Genomic DNA, 15,893 nt, shown 5'->3' with positions numbered 1-15,893 from the left:
TACTGCCACTAATAGAATAGTTCCCAAAGGGGAGTAGCTCAACGAGTAAAGTCGTCATTACGGGATTTTTTAATCCCCGGCTTTATTGGCAACGTAATGTTGTAAGCGAGACCTTTGCCAGGATTTTAGGAATCCGGGTAAATGGTCTTTTTTTGATGCCAAATTTGGGTCAAGCGCCGTTTCCGGATTCCGTGAAATGGTGCTTTTTTAGTATAAAGCGCTGAACTATGTACAGTATAACAAATAAATAAAAAAGGTGGGAGAAACGTATGGATTTTTTGTCAATTGAGTTTTTAACCGCATTAGTATCCATCATTATCATTGATCTGGTGCTAGCTGGTGACAATGCCATCGTAATCGGTTTGGCGGCTCGCAATGTTGATAAGGCCAATCAAAAGAAGGTCATTATTTGGGGGACGGTCGGAGCGGTCATCATTCGTGTGATTGCTACAGTGCTGGTCACGTATTTATTGCAAATTTATGGATTGCGTTTGATTGGGGGACTCGCACTTATCTATATTGCCTATAAGCTGCTGGTCGAAGAGAAAAAACATGAAATTTCAGCTACGAATCAAATGTGGGCAGCGATCCGCACGATTATTATCGCGGATACGATGATGGGCCTCGACAATGTACTTGCTGTTGCGGGAGCAGCTCATGGAAACATGCTGCTTGTTATACTGGGTCTGGCAATCTCCGTTCCAATCATGGTGTGGGGAAGTACGATTATCTTGAAGCTGACTGAACGTTACCCAGTAGTTATTACGATTGGTGCTGCTGTACTGGCTTACACTGCCGCCAAAATGGTGGTGGCGGAACCGCTGATTGCACACTGGTTTATGAACGGGGTCGTTAAATACGGCTTTGAGGTTCTGGTTGTGGTTCTGGTTGTAGCCATTGGGATGCGTGTTAAAAAAATTAAAAGTGAAAAAACAAGAAAGCAAGCGCAGCACGCCTAAGCTAACTTACATTAAGTAAACTTAGCTGAAGCTGAACGTTCATGCCGTAGAGGCTGTTCTGTTAGGTCCAATTGGACCCGGAGCAGTCTCATTTCTTTGCTTGTCAGCAGACTTCCATGTAAACTAGACAACAGATGAATGAGTGATTAAAGGTGGGAGCGAAATGGACAAGCAAACGAAGACAAGGGTAGCTATTGCAGGACTGGGTGGTATTGCTCGAAAAGTATACTTACCGTTACTGGCAGCACACCAAGGTGTAGACATTGTAGGTGTCATGAACCGTTCACAGGAGCCGGTGAGTTCCATTATGGAGCAATATAGGTTGCCAAGAGGAACGACTGATGTGAAGGAGATGCTAGCATGGGAACCGGAAGCTGTATTTATACATGCCGCGACCGAAGCTCATTTTGATCTAGTTATGGCGTGTATTGAAAAAGGGATTGCTGTGTATGTGGATAAACCGTTGTCCTATGATGTTCGTCAGAATCTGGAAATGACCGCTTTTGCGGAAGCGCAGGCCGTGCTGCTGGCGGTAGGCTTTAATCGACGTTTTGCCCCGCATTATGTAGCTGCTAAAGCATGGTTAGAGGAAGCAGGTGGAATCAGTCAATGTGCGGCCATTAAACACCGTACTGGATATGATCGAAGACCGGCGGCACAGACGGTTTATGATGATTTAATTCACATGCTTGATTTGCTTTTGTGGCTGGGTGGCGATGATTATGAGCTGCTGCATAGTAGTATGAATACGACGAGTGATGGATATATGGATGCTGCGTTCGGGACCGTACGTTTGGGGAATGCTACCGGAAGCTACAGTATGAGTAGACAGGCAGGGGCTGACATAGAGAAGCTGGAGCTTCACGGGGCAGGACGGTCTGTTGAAGTAATAAATATGGAACAGGCTGTTTTTATGCAAAAAAATCATTCACCACTAACGCAAACTTTTGGAAGCTGGGATACGATTTTGGAAAGACGGGGATTCACCGGAGTCGTGAATCATTTTCTGGAGCATATTCATCGTCCGGAGGAGTGTGCTGTACGGGCTGGAAAAGTATTGGAAAGCCATATGCTGGCTGACGAACTGATCAGCCGTTTGAGTGTTTAATATGGAACGTCCGAACGTGATCTTAACAGTCCAGACAGACATCAGAATTAGGTTGAAGGAGAAATGAATGAATGGAAGAAGATAACCGTGGTAAACAGCTAGAAGAAGCCATCATTGAAAATTATAAGCAAGAAGAAGATATGATGATCCTTGTATTTGCGCAATGGTGTATCAATCACGGGTTGGAGCCAGAGGAATTATATCGTGTAGCGTATCCGCATCAGGATAGCAACGAGCGTCTGCTACGAGTACGCAAGTTGACTGTATCGCGTGAAGAAGCGGGTGATATTCCGCTGGATACGGTATTAGGGGTACTGTCCATGTTCGGAAATGAGGACTTGGCGATGGTCGTATCTGAGGCGGCTGCCAGCCTTTCGTCGGAACGGAAATAGGGCTAGCCAGAATAAACAATATACTGTTATCATTTATGGCATCATGGACTCACTGTATTTACTTAAGACATTGTTGATGGGGAGAGTAAGCTTACGATGGAAGATATACCTATGCCAAGTACCTGTAAAGGCTGTGAAAGAGATATCTCGATATCGGAAGAGCAAATTACCAGAATTCTAACCAACATGAGACCCAAAATGGAATGTGTAAACGATGAAGTGTACGAAGCCAGACTGTTGGCCTGCTCACAATGTGAAGAGTTAATGTCCGGGCATACATGTGGCATCAGCGGAAGTATTGTTCGTGTACGTGCTTTGGCGGCAGCTCAAAATTGTCCCAGTTACCATGGTTCACGCTGGATAGGAACAGCCTAAAAGATACAATGCTCAAGCTCGGATAAACCTGGATTACGGGTTAAAGTAGTCATACCTTGGTCTGCCTTAATGGCAGGCTTTTTGGTTTGATTGGACCTTTTCTTAACGATTGACAAAAAGTAGGCAATAAAATATATTAAACACGTGAAATGTTTTTATTTAATTATTAATATTTATATTAATGTTTGCTAGATGTGATGTTGCGTAAAAATTAAGATCGGAAGAAGATCGGTAATATGAGTGATATTTAGACCAAAAATGAAAGCGCAAACATTCGTAAGGGTGTTCCAACAATCTTAATATTTTGGGGAGGGTTTGTTGTGAAGGGTTCTATTGTTGTTAATACCGATTGGAAACAAGGCATTATTAATAAAAATATTTATGGACAATTTGCTGAGCATCTTGGACGTTGCATTTATGAAGGCATATGGGTTGGAGAGGACTCACCGATTCCAAACACAAACGGAATTCGAAATGATGTAGTGGAAGCCCTGAAAAAGCTGAACATTCCTGTATTACGCTGGCCGGGAGGCTGTTTTGCCGATGAATATCATTGGAAAGATGGTATCGGACCAAAAGAAAACCGTAAGAGAATGGTAAATACGCATTGGGGCGGTGTGGTTGAAAATAATCATTTTGGCACACATGAGTTTTTTCAATTGTGCGAACTGTTAGATGCAGAGCCTTATATTTGTGGAAATGTCGGCAGTGGTACAGTTCAGGAAATGTCGGAGTGGGTAGAGTACATGACCTTCGATGGAGAGTCCCCTATGGCTGCATGGCGTCAGGAAAACGGTCGTGAGAAACCATGGAAGCTCAAATATTTTGGAGTGGGTAACGAAAACTGGGGTTGTGGCGGTAACATGCGCCCAGAATATTATGCCGACCTGTATCGCCGCTATCAGACATATGTCCGTAACTATGGCGAGAACCGCATTTATCGGATTGCAGGGGGGGCGAATGTGGATGATTATCGTTGGACCGAAGTGTTGATGCGTGAAGCTGGGCATCTTATGAACGGTTTGAGCCTGCATAACTATACGATCCCGGGAAACTGGGAAGGGAAACGGCAAGCACTCGGCTTTGATGAAGCGGAATGGTTCGAGACGATGAAAAAATCATTGCATATGGATGAATTGATTACTCGTCATTCAGCCATTATGGACCAATATGATCCTGACAAAAGGGTCGGACTGATCGTCGATGAATGGGGAACCTGGTTCCTGACTGAGCCGGGGACCAATCCGGGCTTCCTGTATCAGCAAAACACGATGCGCGATGCACTGGTAGCTGGGCTGCATCTACACATTTTCCATAATCACCATGACAGAATACAGATGACGAATATTGCTCAAATGGTTAATGTATTGCAAGCCATGGTTCTGACTGAAGGCCCTGCTATGCTGTTGACGCCGACATACCATATATTTGAAATGTTTAAGGTGCATCAGGATGCACAAGCACTGGCTGTTCATGTAAAGGTGGGCGATTATGAATATGATGGGGATTCCATCCCACAAGTAAGCGTGTCCGCCTCCAAGGCGCAGGATGACAATATTCATATTAGCTTTTGCAACATCCATCCGGGCGAGTCGGCAAACTTGAATTTGGAGCTAAGAGGACTGGAAGAGGTTAAAAAGATCAGCGGTGTTGTTCTTGCCAGCGACGATATGCAGGCACATAATACGTTTGATCAGCCAGAGCGTGTGAAAAAGGAAGCTTTCACATCCTATCAGCTGCAAGGTCAGCATTTGGATGTTACACTGCCACCAATGTCGGTAGTGATGCTGACAATTGCTCCGTAAAAAAGCTGGGTTGTGGTATGTAAGCACAATTTCATTATTATTGGTTATGAACAAAGAGAGCGTTCAGGTGAACGCTCTCTTTTACCTACAATTGCTCGCGGTGAATCACCCTGAATTCTTTGGGCGACATACCGAAGCGGGAACGAAATACACGATGAAAATACGTGTAATTTGCAAATCCTGACGATTCGGCGGCTTGTTCCAGTGACATGGGACTGAAAATGATTCGTTCTCTCGCCATGTTAAGCCTGATGTCCAGCGTGTACTGCATAATGCTCGTATCGAATGTTTCCTTAAACAGATGTACTGCTCGGGATACGCTGATACCGACGTGTGAAGACACGTCATCCAGCTTGAAGTTAGAGGATGCATTTTCTTCAATATAATTTTTAATCTGATACGCAAGATAGTTATGATGAGTAGCGATAGGATGATCGGATAGCATACGGTCAAACTCCAAACATAAAATGCGCATGTAATAACTTGATATTTCCGGGTAAGGATTAGAAATACGTCGTTGCTCCATCACAAGCTGACGAAATAGGCCAAGCAGGGCTTCTGTGAGCTGAACCTTAATTCTGTTGGGTCGTTTATGATGGTTCCACCACTCATCTACCCAGGAACCACCGAAAAAAATGTGATAATCTCCACTTTCCACGACCAGATCTCCCATGGGATTCAACTCACTATGAATATCCAGTTCATAAGGCTCGGTAGGATTGAATAGCAGTAGATCACCCGCTTCAATCCGTGTCATTTCCCCGTTAATGCGGGCCTGGCAGCGTCCATCTGTTTGCAAACGGAATAAATAATTTTTGATCCCATCAGGCTGGTTCGAATAAAAGGGCTTTCGATGGAAGGAATAGCCTGCGGTAAGAACCTGACAAGGCTCGACGATAGACATGATGATGACTCCTTTGGGCATATGGCTGTTTCAAATATTGACCAGATTGTTCATGTTTTAATCATATTATTCATTTTAAACGAAACAGAAATAGAATACTATGTGAACTGTAAAGCTTACATGTTAGATGAGAAAGTACATGTTGGAGGCCAAGGAGTGTGACGACGTGGAACGAATGAAGGCCGGGATTATCGGATGCGGTACTATTAGCTCGGTATATCTTGAAAATCTCCAAAAGAGCCCACTTATTGAAGTGGTGGCCGTCGCTGATTTACTAGATGAGAGGGCCAAGGAGAGGGCCGATGAATTCAACATTGAAAACGTATACAAGGTGGATGAATTGCTTCGTCAGCCTGAGATTGAGCTTGTATTTAATCTGACCGTGCCTGGCAGCCATGCACGGTCAGATGTGGCGATACTAGAGGCAGGCAAGCATGTGTACAGTGAAAAGCCTTTGGCGCATTGAAATTCACGGACCATCGTGCTAATGCTGAGCTGGCCTACCATGTGTTAGAAGCCATGCATGCTTTTCAGCGCTCATCATTGGAAGGCAATCACATTACGATGGAAAGCACGTTCAAGCCGGACGAGGATTTGTATTATGGAACAGATATAATGGAAAATTCATCCTAATTAAAGAGGTGAAGGGTAATGGCTAAAGTAGGATTGCAATTGTACACAGTAAGGGAAGAGCTTGAACAGGATTTTGAAGGTACATTGCGCAAGGTAGCTGAGCTTGGTTATAAAGGGGTAGAATTTCATACCTTTTTCGGACGCAATGCCAAGGATGTCAGAGCGCTTTTGGATGAGCTAAATCTGGAAGTTGTCGGAACTCATATACAATATTCTCGTTTGTTGGATCATTTGGATGAGGAGATTGCATACCACAAAGAATTGGGCAATAAGTACCTAATCGTTCCTTATTTAACCGAAGAACAGCGACAGTGGGATGAAATTTTTGCTAATTTGAATCGTATTGGTGAAAAAGTGAAAGAACAGGGCTTGATACTGGCTTATCATAATCATGATTTTGAATTGACAGAAAAAATCAATGATCGCCCGGTATTCGATGCTTTATATGATGCGGTTTCCGATGATTTGTTACAGGTCGAAATGGATACTTGTTGGGTATACTATGGGGGCTATGATCCAGTGGAATATATCGGACGTTATAATGGACGCCTGCCTATCATTCACTTAAAGGATATGGCACGTGACGAGCAACAAAAAGCAGTGACTGTAGAGCTTGGCAAAGGCGAAGTGCAGCTTCAGGCTATTACAGACGCCGCTATTCAGGCAGGTGTGGATTGGGTCGTCGTGGAACAGGATTTCTGCTCAAACCCTCCAATCGAAAGCATTGAAACCAGCATTAAATGGCTCCAACAATACGCAGCTCAGGGAGGAAATATTCATGTCTAAAACACTCAAAATCGGGATTATTGGTTGTGGAGGCATTGCCAACGGCAAACATTTGCCGAGTCTTGCCAAGCAGAAGCGTGCAGAAATCGTTGCATTCTGTGACATCATTCAGGAGCGCGCTGAAGAGGCAGCAGAAAAGTTTGGAGTTGAAGGGTCGCAAGTTTATAGTGATTACCGTCAGTTGCTAGAAAATAAAGACATTGAAGTCGTACATGTGTGTACACCCAATGACTCGCACTCAGAAATTACCGTAGCGGCGCTTGAGGCAGGTAAGCATGTGCTGTGTGAAAAACCGATGGCTAAAACTGCTGAGCAAGCACGGGAGATGCTCGATGCAGCCAACCGCACAGGTAAGAAGCTGTCTATTGCGTATCAAAACCGATATCGTGATGACAGTTTGTATCTGAAGCAATTGGTTGAGCAAGGAGAGCTTGGAGACATTTATCTGGGCAAAGCCATTGCTCTACGTCGTCGCGCGGTTCCGACTTGGGGAGTATTCTTGGATGAAGAGAAGCAGGGCGGTGGTCCTCTTATTGATATTGGCACGCATGCACTCGACCTGACACTTTGGCTGATGGATAATTACAAGCCTAAAAGTGTACTAGGTTCAACCTTCCATAAGCTAGGGGATCGTAAAGATGCGGCAAATGCCTTTGGGCCTTGGAATCCTGAGGAATTTAAGGTAGAGGACTCAGCTTTTGGTTTTATTACGATGCAAAATGGAGCTACGATTGTACTGGAATCCAGCTGGGCATTGAACGTCGTAGAGTTTGGCGAAGCGAAGACGCTGTTATGCGGAACCGAAGGCGGAGCCGATATGCAGGATGGATTGCGCATTAACGGGGAAAAGAACAGCCGCTTGTTTGATACGAAAATAGATCTGGATGCAGGCGGTGTTGCCTTTTACTCTGGAGAAACGGAAAATGAAGCAGACCGCGAAGCCCGTCTGTGGATCGAATCTATTCTGGACGACAAAGAACCTCTTGTGAAGCCGGAACAGGCACTGGTTGTTACTGAAATTTTGGAAGCTATCTATGAATCGGCCCGTACCGGGAAAGCTGTCTATTTTGACTAAGCACGTAATTATCCCGAATAGACCATCATTATAATGAAAGCAGCTTTTTTCACATATGATACAGGGAGGGATTTCTTTTGAAACTTGGAGTATTTATGGTGTTGTTTGGCGGACGTTCGCTGGAGGAGGCACTGGATTATGTGGCTTCTCAAGGATTGGATGCTGTAGAAATCGGTACAGGCGGCAACCCAGGAGATAAGCATTGTAAGCCGGATGAGTTGCTGGAGAATGATACAGCGCTCAAAAATTTTAAAAAGGCAGTAGAGTCCCGCGGACTAACGATTAGTGCGCTTAGCTGTCACGGCAATCCTCTTCATCCGCAAAAGCATTTGGCCCAAGCTGATCATGAAACGTTTCTTAAAACCGTTCGATTGGCAGAAAAGCTGGAAGTTCCAGTTGTGAACACTTTCTCTGGCTGTCCGGGTGATCATGAGGATGCGAAATATCCAAACTGGCCTGTGGCTCCGTGGCCTAATGATTTTCAGGAAGTGTTGAAGTGGCAGTGGGAGAATAAAATTATTCCTTACTGGACTGAGACGGGAAAATTTGCAGCAGATCATCATGTTAAAATTGGGCTGGAGCTACACGGAGGCTTCTCCGTTCATACACCAGCGACCTTGCTTCGTTTGCGTGAAGCTGCGGGAGAGGTCATTGGTGCTAATCTGGATCCGAGTCATATGTGGTGGCAGGGAATTGACCCAGTGCAGGCGGTTCAAATTTTGGGTCGAGAGGGAGCCATTCACCATTTTCATGCCAAGGATACGACGATTGATCCGGTCAATGTAAATAAATATGGGCTTACCGATATGCAGGAATATACGAAAATGCTAGATCGCGCTTGGCAGTTCCGTACTGTGGGTTATGGACATGATGTAAAAACCTGGGCAGATATTATCAGTGCTCTGCGTCTGGTGGGATACGATTATGTAGTGAGTATTGAGCATGAAGATGGTCTGATGTCCGTGGAGGAAGGCTTTACTAAGGCTGTCCACAATCTTCGCCAGGTATTGATTGAAGAACCGCTGAGCGAGATGTGGTGGGTCTAACCTAATAGGGGGAAATGTTGATGATTAACGTCACCATTTGGAATGAATTTTTGAACGAAAAGTTGAATGATGAAGCCAAACAGATATATCCTGACGGGATACACAAAGCGTTGGCTGACGGCCTGGCAGGAGAGGGATTTGGCATTCGAACAGCTACTCTGCGTGATGATGCCGAGCATGGTTTGGGAGAAGAGATCCTGAATTCCACAGATGTGCTGCTGTGGTGGGGGCATAAAGCCCACGATCAGGTGAGCGATGAAGTTACTGCGCGTGTTGTAAAGAGAGTGCAAGAAGGAATGGGCTTGATCGTGCTGCACTCGGGCCATTTTTCAAAGCCATTCAAAGCCCTAATGGGCACTAGCTGTGATCTGAAATGGAGGGTGGCAGGTGAACAGGAGATTATTTGGTCGGTGAATCCGTCACATCCTATTACAGAAGGCATAGACGCCAAAATTTTGTTGAAGCAGGAAGAGATGTATGGCGAGTTCTTTGATATTCCAGCGCCGGATGAATTGGTATTTGTTAGTAACTTTGAAGGCGGCGAAGTATTTAGAACCGGATGTACTTTCCGCCGAGGTAGCGGTAAGATATTCTATTTCCGCCCAGGTCATGAGACCTATCCGACTTATTACCAGCCTGATATTTTGAAAGTTATCGCCAACAGCATTCGTTGGACTTCTCCGACAAGTATTAACAAACCAATATATGGTAGAAGTGAACCTGTAAGACCTCTCGGTGGAGTGTTGGTATAATAACAATCATCACATTTTGATGAGCTGTATAATGAACAGATTGATAGGCGGAACCTCTAGGGATTCCGCCTTTTTGTATTTAACGATTTAGACATATACCTGCTGTGTTGGTTTGTTGTATAATCAGTTTTGGTCATGGCAACTTTATCAGCGCAGGTATTTAATTTAAGAAGAAAGTGTTTTCTTTCGGGATAAAGTATGCTAAAATGATATATACTAACAAAAGGAAAGCTTTATCAAACCGAAATGCAAAAGAAGGTGAAAAATTTGGAGAGTCAACCGCAATTTACAAAAATGTGTCCGCGTTTTGAAACCGCCTTTTCATGTTTGGGTAAGCGTTGGAATGGATTAATTATTCAATCCATGATGAGCGGTCCTAAGCGGTTTAAGGATATTTCCAATCTGATTCCCACAATGAGTGACAAAATGTTATCAGAGCGGATGAAAGATTTGGAAAATGAAGGAATTCTTACACGTCATGTATATCCGGAAACTCCTGTCCGTATTGAATACGAGCTAACAACCAAAGGCCGTGCACTTCAGCCGGTTATGGAACAGATTCAATTTTGGGCTGAGGAATGGATTAGATGAGCACCAAACTAAATAAGCGTTTCTCATAGCAAAACAGCCTTTTCCTAGGAAAAAGGCTGTTTTTTTATTTTGTGCATAGGTAGCACGGTTTAATAGCCTTTGACGCGCCCTGCAACTGAGAATAATGCTGCTGTTGCACGGCGGGGCACACGGGTTTGAATATCCAGCGCGGCCGAACGGAATGTACCCAAGCAGGAATGGCAAAGTCTTCCTGCATAAATGGGGGAACGGCAGGATTCACAAGGATAATCAAGCTGACTGTATGTGGAGGGAAACTTGCCTGCTCTTACCCAATCTGTGAGCAATTCTATAGGTGTGCCGGTTACGTCACTGAGCTGGCGAGTATGAGTAGAAGGATGCTTCCATAGATAGTTAGAACAGCGGTCCAAGAATATATTTTCTTCCTGAATACAAGAACTACACAGGTTTCTAAGGTTTTGACGAAAAACGGAACCGCATTTTGGGCAATTAGAAGTATGTATTTCCATAGAAACCAGTCCTTTGTATCGAAATATAGTGAAATTTTAAATTTATTAGTTATATATTACTATGACCTTATACCTATATCAATCTTTATTTATGGAATCTCTGATCTTTAAGTGTATGTTGAAATCTGTGTTGACATTACTTTGTTACTTATGTATTATTACTTACATAAAGTTACTTAATGAATAAAATAAACTATTGATGATAAGGGGATCTTTATATGATGCCATCTTTATTTTTGGCCCACGGCTCACCGATGCTTGCTATTGAACAGACGGACTATACTTCATTTTTAGAGCAACTGGGGAAAAGCATTCGCCCTAAAGCGGTTGTTATCTTTACTGCTCATTGGGAAGCGCAAACGTTGACGATCAGTTCGATGGATGACGTGTACGATACCATTTATGATTTTGGCGGTTTCCCACCGGAACTGTACATGGTGAAATATCCAGCACATGGTTCTGTGGAACTGGCCAATAAGCTGGAAAAATTATATGAACAAAAGGGCATTGACGTACAAACTGACCGGGTGAGGGGACTGGATCATGGATCCTGGACATTGTTGCATCGTATGTATCCTGAGGCGGACATTCCGGTAGTTCAGATCTCAGTAAATCCATATCTTTCGCCCAAAGCACAATATGCCATTGGTGAAGTGCTGCGTGGACTGGGAGAACAAGATATTCTGGTCATTGGCAGTGGAGTGACTGTTCATAATCTGCGTATCGTCAAATGGGGGGAAACGAAAACAGAACCTTGGGCTATAGATTTTGATGATTGGATTATTGAAAAAGTGCAAAGTAGAGATATAGAGGCTTTGGATCACTATGAAAGCGAAGCACCGTATGCTCGTCAGGCCGTACCAAGAGCAGAGCACTTTGTACCGTTGTTTATTGCGATGGGGAGTGGAAATCCTGCAAACAAAGCCAAGGTCATCCATAGAAGCTATGAGATGGGGAATTTAAGTTATCTATGCTTACAGTTTTAAAAAGTTTGTTGCCAGAAGAAGGACTATTGTTAAAATGCTTCGCTACTGCTCCTGTATAAGTAGGGGAGTGGAAATAAATTAGGGAGTGTTATAAGCTATAATGGCTTATAACACTCCCTTTTACATAAATAACGATTTATTATATCCGGCAAATCTCACGAGGGCACAATTCACAATGACACACGCCTTGCAGCATTTCCAAATCCTTGACAACAATCATGCCGTTATCGTATTCTACTGCATTTTTCTTACGTAGATCACTAAGCATCCGGTTTACGCTTTCCCGAGTCGCACCGATCATATTAGATAAGTCAGTATGAGTAATTTTCTTATGAATCAGGATATGTTCGCCGTGAGGCTCACCATAGGTATTGCATAAACGGATGAGTGTTGAACATAAAGCACCTGGCTTGCCGTACATCATCAAATCGCGGAACTTAGTCTGAGTAATACGGTGATGCGAACCCATCCATTTCATAAAGTCAATCGCAAAATCACAATGCTGGCAAATAAGCAGTTCCAAATCTGTATGATCGATTACGCCAATATCACTGTCTTCCAGAACCTCAGCAGAAAAGGAATGCTTAGTACCGAAAAATGGATCAGTTTGACCAACAAGATCGCCGCTTTGATACATATATAGAATAAGTTCCTTACCTTCATCCGTTGTTTTGGTTACTTTCACGCGTCCGCGCTTAATATAAAACAGCTTATCCGCTGTATCTCCTTCCCAGAACAGATGCGAGCTTTCAGGCATAACTCGATCTTTCATCATCACTTGCAACCGGTTGAAGCTGGCCTCCGAGAAGCAACAGGTGTTGCCGCGGGCTTCCATTACATTTGTAGGGTTTCTCATCGTCCATTTCCCCTTTGTATCCTATGTTTTTTATCTGCAACTTGATCAATTCAAATTCATTATATACCTGCGCAATGCGTTTTTGGGGCAAGAAGAGGGGGTAAAAGTGGCAGAATTCCAAACTTTGTGATTTAATTCACTTCATAAAATAAAATTTTAAATAGATTGTGAAAAAAATCACAATATATCTTGAAAAGCTGTGTTACGATCAGTGCGTGAACAAGAGATAGTACACGAGATAACAGGAGGATGAGGGAAATGGCTGTTAAAAACGAGGTTATCCAAAAAGAGCAAAGCGCAGAGCAGTATATTCAAACGCTGATTGACCGGGGGAACCGGGCACAGCAAGCTTTCATGAGTATGAATCAGGAACAGATTGACGAAATCGTACAAGCTATGGCACTCGCAGGGATGGATAAACACATGTACCTGGCGAAGTTGGCTGTTGAAGAAACAGGACGCGGTGTGTACGAGGACAAAATCACCAAAAACATGTTTGCAACAGAATATGTCTATCATAGTATCAAAAATGAAAAAACCGTCGGTGTCATTGAAGACAATGATTTTGACAGTTTTCAAAAGATAGCAGAGCCAGTCGGCATTATCATGGGGATCACTCCAGTGACAAACCCGACTTCGACTACGATGTTCAAAGCGTTGATTGCCATTAAAACACGTAACCCAATCATTTTCGGTTTCCATCCATCTGCTCAATCGTGTAGTGCGGAAGCAGCCCGCGTCTTGCTCGAAGCAGCCGTCAAACATGGTGCTCCAGCTGATTGTATTCAATGGATTGAAGCTCCATCGATGGATAAGACAAATTCACTCATGAATCACCCGGATGTGGCTCTGATTCTGGCAACTGGTGGATCAGGCATGGTTAAGGCGGCATATAGCTGCGGTAAACCTGCTCTGGGTGTAGGCCCAGGTAACGTGCCTTGCTTTATTGAAAAAACAGCAGACATCAAGCAGGCCGTGAACGATCTTATCCTCTCTAAATCTTTTGACAACGGTATGATTTGTGCTTCCGAGCAAGCGGTTATTATCGAAGAGCCAATCTTCGAACAAGTGAAAAAATTGATGATCGCTAACGGCTGCTATTTTGTAAATAAAGAAGAAGCAGCTAAGCTCACTCAAGGAGCTATGAATGTCGAGAAATGTGCAGTGAACCCAGCAATCGTCGGGCAGTCTGCTGTGAAAATTGCTGAAATGAGTGGTATCACAGTACCAGCAGGAACTAAAATTTTGGTCGCTGAGATTGAAGGGGTAGGAACAAAATTCCCATTGTCTGCGGAAAAATTGAGTCCTGTATTGGCTTGCTATAAAGTAAAAAATGCGGAACAAGGTATTCAACGCGCTGCTGAAGTCGTGGAATTCGGGGGCATGGGCCACTCGTCCGCTATTCATTCGAACGATGAGGACGTTATCGCCCGCTTCGCAAACCGTCTGCAAACAGGACGTATCATTGTAAATGCACCTTCCACACATGGTGCGATTGGCGACATTTACAACACCAATCTTCCTTCGTTGACACTCGGTTGCGGTTCGTACGGTCGTAACTCGACTTCGTCGAACGTATCGGCAGTCAATTTGATTAATGTGAAAAGGGTGGCGAAACGGACGGTGAATATGCAATGGTTCAAAGTACCTTCCAAAATCTATTTTGAAAAAAATTCGACACAGTATCTTGCTAAAATGCCTGATATCACACGTGTAGCCATTATCACGGACCCTATGATGGTAAAACTGGGATATGTGGATCGTGTTATTCATTATCTGCATCAACGCCAAACACCGGTAGCTATCGAAGTGTTCTCTGAAGTAGAGCCAGATCCATCGACAGTTACGGTAGAACGTGGTACAGAAATGATGAGACGTTTCCAACCGGATTGCATCATCGCACTGGGCGGCGGTTCACCAATGGATGCGGCTAAAGGCATGTGGATGTTCTATGAATATCCAGATACTGATTTCAATAACTTAAAACAAAAATTCATGGATATTCGTAAACGGATTTACAAGTACCCACGTCTGGGCCAAAAAGCACAATTTGTAGCTATCCCTACAACCTCGGGTACAGGTTCCGAAGTTACATCGTTTGCAGTAATTACGGACAAAAACCTGGGTAACACGAAGTACCCGCTGGCTGACTATGAGTTGACTCCTGATGTGGCAATTATTGACCCAGTGTTTGTATATTCGCTGCCTAAAACAGCTGTAGCGGACACAGGTATGGACGTTCTGACACATGCTATCGAGGCTTACGTGTCCGTAATGGCTAATGATTACACAGATGGTCTGGCAATTAAAGCCATTCAATTGGTATTCCAATACCTAGAACAATCGGCTCTGATCGGTGATAAGCTGGCTCGTGAAAAAATGCATAATGCTTCCACACTTGCTGGTATGGCGTTTGCTAATGCATTCTTGGGTATTAACCACAGTCTTGCACATAAATGGGGTGGACAATACCATACAGCGCATGGCCGCACGAATGCCATTTTGCTGCCGCACGTTATTCGCTATAATGCGAAAAAACCGACAAAATTTGCTTCGTTCCCTAAATATTCGCACTTTGTTGCGGATGAGCGTTATGCAGAAATCGCGCGCATACTGGGACTGCCTGCACGCACCACCGAAGAAGGGGTTAACAGCTTGATCGAAGCAATCCGTAAGATGAACAAAACACTCGGTATCGAGGAATCGTTCCAACAAATCGGTTTCGATGCGAAGGATTTCGAATCACGTGTAGACTATCTGGCTGACCGCGCATTTGAAGATCAATGTACAACTGCGAATCCGAAGTTGCCGCTGGTTACTGAGTTGGCTGATGTCTATCGCAATGCCTTCTACGGACGTTTTGACCAATAATATAATAGGTACGAAGAGGCTTGTGAAAAAGCATTTTCTCGTTCAATACCGATGCAGGCTCTCTATATAGAGGGCCTGTTGGTTTGGGAAGGGAGGTGAACGGCAAGGCTAAGGATATAGGCGTGAAGCTAGGGAAAATAAAGTGATAAAAATCACTCATATTGTGATTTTTATCACATACTACACTCTATCATTATTCTACAATAAGGGTGTAAGAAAGGTCCCGACACTGAGCGTAAGGCATCGGTGAACAGGCCGGGCTCAAG

General features: G+C 43.9%; 16 protein-coding genes and 1 pseudogene. 14 read left to right on the top strand and 3 right to left on the bottom strand.

Translation table 11 applies throughout. The features are described 5' to 3' along the window. Positions 1-269 precede the first annotated feature (269 nt). From G9G54_RS08735 to G9G54_RS08715, 5 genes are all read left to right on the top strand, one after another. A complete protein-coding gene (locus G9G54_RS08735; protein WP_025722249.1) occupies positions 270-959 on the top strand; it encodes a TerC family protein in 690 nt (229 codons plus the stop codon). Between the two features lie 163 nt (positions 960-1,122). Beyond that, positions 1,123-2,067, top strand: a complete 945-nt coding sequence (locus tag G9G54_RS08730) for a Gfo/Idh/MocA family protein (protein WP_165177355.1) — start codon at positions 1,123-1,125, stop codon at positions 2,065-2,067. Positions 2,068-2,138: 71 nt separating this feature from the next. Then, positions 2,139-2,459, top strand: coding sequence for a hypothetical protein (locus tag G9G54_RS08725; protein ID WP_023989283.1), 321 nt, complete (start codon positions 2,139-2,141; stop codon positions 2,457-2,459). Positions 2,460-2,555: 96 nt separating this feature from the next. After that, positions 2,556-2,834 (top strand): hypothetical protein, encoded by a 279-nt coding sequence (locus G9G54_RS08720; RefSeq protein ID WP_023989282.1) that lies wholly within the window; start codon positions 2,556-2,558, stop codon positions 2,832-2,834. Between the two features lie 320 nt (positions 2,835-3,154). After that, complete coding sequence (locus tag G9G54_RS08715; RefSeq protein WP_165177353.1) at positions 3,155-4,639, top strand: alpha-N-arabinofuranosidase; 1,485 nt, start codon at positions 3,155-3,157, stop codon at positions 4,637-4,639. 85 nt (positions 4,640-4,724) lie between these two features. Here the strand turns inward: G9G54_RS08715 and G9G54_RS08710 are convergent, their stop codons facing one another. Then, a complete protein-coding gene (locus G9G54_RS08710; RefSeq protein ID WP_023989280.1) occupies positions 4,725-5,543 on the bottom strand; it encodes an AraC family transcriptional regulator in 819 nt (272 codons plus the stop codon). 166 nt (positions 5,544-5,709) lie between these two features. On the opposite strand from G9G54_RS08710, the pseudogene G9G54_RS25570 reads away from it, so the two are divergent. The 7 genes and pseudogenes from G9G54_RS25570 to G9G54_RS08680 all read left to right on the top strand — a co-directional run. Continuing rightward, positions 5,710-6,003: pseudogene (locus G9G54_RS25570) on the top strand (Gfo/Idh/MocA family protein); the annotation flags it as partial. A gap of 2 nt (positions 6,004-6,005) precedes the next feature. Further along, positions 6,006-6,176 (top strand): hypothetical protein, encoded by a 171-nt coding sequence (locus G9G54_RS25565; protein ID WP_233903743.1) that lies wholly within the window; start codon positions 6,006-6,008, stop codon positions 6,174-6,176. A gap of 18 nt (positions 6,177-6,194) precedes the next feature. Next, complete coding sequence (locus G9G54_RS08700; protein ID WP_013310856.1) at positions 6,195-6,962, top strand: sugar phosphate isomerase/epimerase family protein; 768 nt, start codon at positions 6,195-6,197, stop codon at positions 6,960-6,962. Continuing rightward, positions 6,955-8,037, top strand: a complete 1,083-nt coding sequence (locus G9G54_RS08695) for a Gfo/Idh/MocA family protein (RefSeq protein WP_013310855.1) — start codon at positions 6,955-6,957, stop codon at positions 8,035-8,037. Before G9G54_RS08700 ends, G9G54_RS08695 begins: the two co-directional genes overlap by 8 nt. A 77-nt stretch (positions 8,038-8,114) precedes the next feature. Further along, the gene (locus G9G54_RS08690) at positions 8,115-9,083 is read left to right on the top strand and encodes a sugar phosphate isomerase/epimerase family protein (RefSeq protein ID WP_013310854.1); all 969 of its coding nucleotides are present in this window, start codon (positions 8,115-8,117) and stop codon (positions 9,081-9,083) included. A 20-nt stretch (positions 9,084-9,103) separates the two neighbouring features. After that, positions 9,104-9,835, top strand: coding sequence for a ThuA domain-containing protein (locus G9G54_RS08685; protein WP_165177351.1), 732 nt, complete (start codon positions 9,104-9,106; stop codon positions 9,833-9,835). A 246-nt stretch (positions 9,836-10,081) separates the two neighbouring features. Next, the gene (locus G9G54_RS08680) at positions 10,082-10,426 is read left to right on the top strand and encodes a winged helix-turn-helix transcriptional regulator (RefSeq protein ID WP_013371810.1); all 345 of its coding nucleotides are present in this window, start codon (positions 10,082-10,084) and stop codon (positions 10,424-10,426) included. An 89-nt stretch (positions 10,427-10,515) separates the two neighbouring features. Here G9G54_RS08680 and G9G54_RS08675 read toward each other — a convergent pair whose 3' ends face one another. Next, complete coding sequence (locus G9G54_RS08675) at positions 10,516-10,815, bottom strand: hypothetical protein (RefSeq protein ID WP_223821919.1); 300 nt, start codon at positions 10,813-10,815, stop codon at positions 10,516-10,518. A gap of 317 nt (positions 10,816-11,132) precedes the next feature. On the opposite strand from G9G54_RS08675, the gene G9G54_RS08670 reads away from it, so the two are divergent. Then, on the top strand, positions 11,133-11,900 hold the full coding sequence (locus tag G9G54_RS08670; protein ID WP_053325702.1) for a DODA-type extradiol aromatic ring-opening family dioxygenase: 768 nt from the start codon (positions 11,133-11,135) through the stop codon (positions 11,898-11,900). A gap of 139 nt (positions 11,901-12,039) precedes the next feature. Here the strand turns inward: G9G54_RS08670 and G9G54_RS08665 are convergent, their stop codons facing one another. Beyond that, the gene (locus G9G54_RS08665) at positions 12,040-12,756 is read right to left on the bottom strand and encodes a Crp/Fnr family transcriptional regulator (RefSeq protein ID WP_165177348.1); all 717 of its coding nucleotides are present in this window, start codon (positions 12,754-12,756) and stop codon (positions 12,040-12,042) included. A gap of 258 nt (positions 12,757-13,014) precedes the next feature. Here G9G54_RS08665 and adhE point away from each other — a divergent pair, with 258 nt between their 5' ends. Further along, positions 13,015-15,627 (top strand): bifunctional acetaldehyde-CoA/alcohol dehydrogenase, encoded by a 2,613-nt coding sequence (adhE, locus tag G9G54_RS08660; protein WP_023989274.1) that lies wholly within the window; start codon positions 13,015-13,017, stop codon positions 15,625-15,627. The last annotated feature ends 266 nt before the right edge of the window (positions 15,628-15,893 follow it).

The sequence above is a fragment of the Paenibacillus sp. EKM212P genome (assembly GCF_011066115.1).
Taxonomy (GTDB): Bacteria; Bacillota; Bacilli; order Paenibacillales; family Paenibacillaceae; genus Paenibacillus; species Paenibacillus polymyxa_B.
The sequence above is the reverse complement of the archived record's forward strand: the minus strand, read 5'-3'. Positions and strand labels throughout refer to the sequence as shown.

Bases quoted from the DNA above. Each gene is read 5' to 3' on its own strand.
- G9G54_RS08735 (WP_025722249.1), top strand. From the start codon at position 270: ATGGATTTTTTGTCAATTGAGTTTTTAACCGCATTAGTATCCATCATT.
- G9G54_RS08730 (WP_165177355.1), top strand. From the start codon at position 1,123: ATGGACAAGCAAACGAAGACAAGGGTAGCTATTGCAGGACTGGGTGGT.
- G9G54_RS08725 (WP_023989283.1), top strand. From the start codon at position 2,139: ATGGAAGAAGATAACCGTGGTAAACAGCTAGAAGAAGCCATCATTGAA.
- G9G54_RS08720 (WP_023989282.1), top strand. From the start codon at position 2,556: ATGGAAGATATACCTATGCCAAGTACCTGTAAAGGCTGTGAAAGAGAT.
- G9G54_RS08710 (WP_023989280.1), bottom strand. From the start codon at position 5,543: ATGTCTATCGTCGAGCCTTGTCAGGTTCTTACCGCAGGCTATTCCTTC.
- G9G54_RS08700 (WP_013310856.1), top strand. From the start codon at position 6,195: ATGGCTAAAGTAGGATTGCAATTGTACACAGTAAGGGAAGAGCTTGAA.
- G9G54_RS08695 (WP_013310855.1), top strand. From the start codon at position 6,955: ATGTCTAAAACACTCAAAATCGGGATTATTGGTTGTGGAGGCATTGCC.
- G9G54_RS08685 (WP_165177351.1), top strand. From the start codon at position 9,104: ATGATTAACGTCACCATTTGGAATGAATTTTTGAACGAAAAGTTGAAT.
- G9G54_RS08680 (WP_013371810.1), top strand. From the start codon at position 10,082: ATGCAAAAGAAGGTGAAAAATTTGGAGAGTCAACCGCAATTTACAAAA.
- G9G54_RS08670 (WP_053325702.1), top strand. From the start codon at position 11,133: ATGATGCCATCTTTATTTTTGGCCCACGGCTCACCGATGCTTGCTATT.
- G9G54_RS08665 (WP_165177348.1), bottom strand. From the start codon at position 12,756: ATGAGAAACCCTACAAATGTAATGGAAGCCCGCGGCAACACCTGTTGC.
- adhE (WP_023989274.1), top strand. From the start codon at position 13,015: ATGGCTGTTAAAAACGAGGTTATCCAAAAAGAGCAAAGCGCAGAGCAG.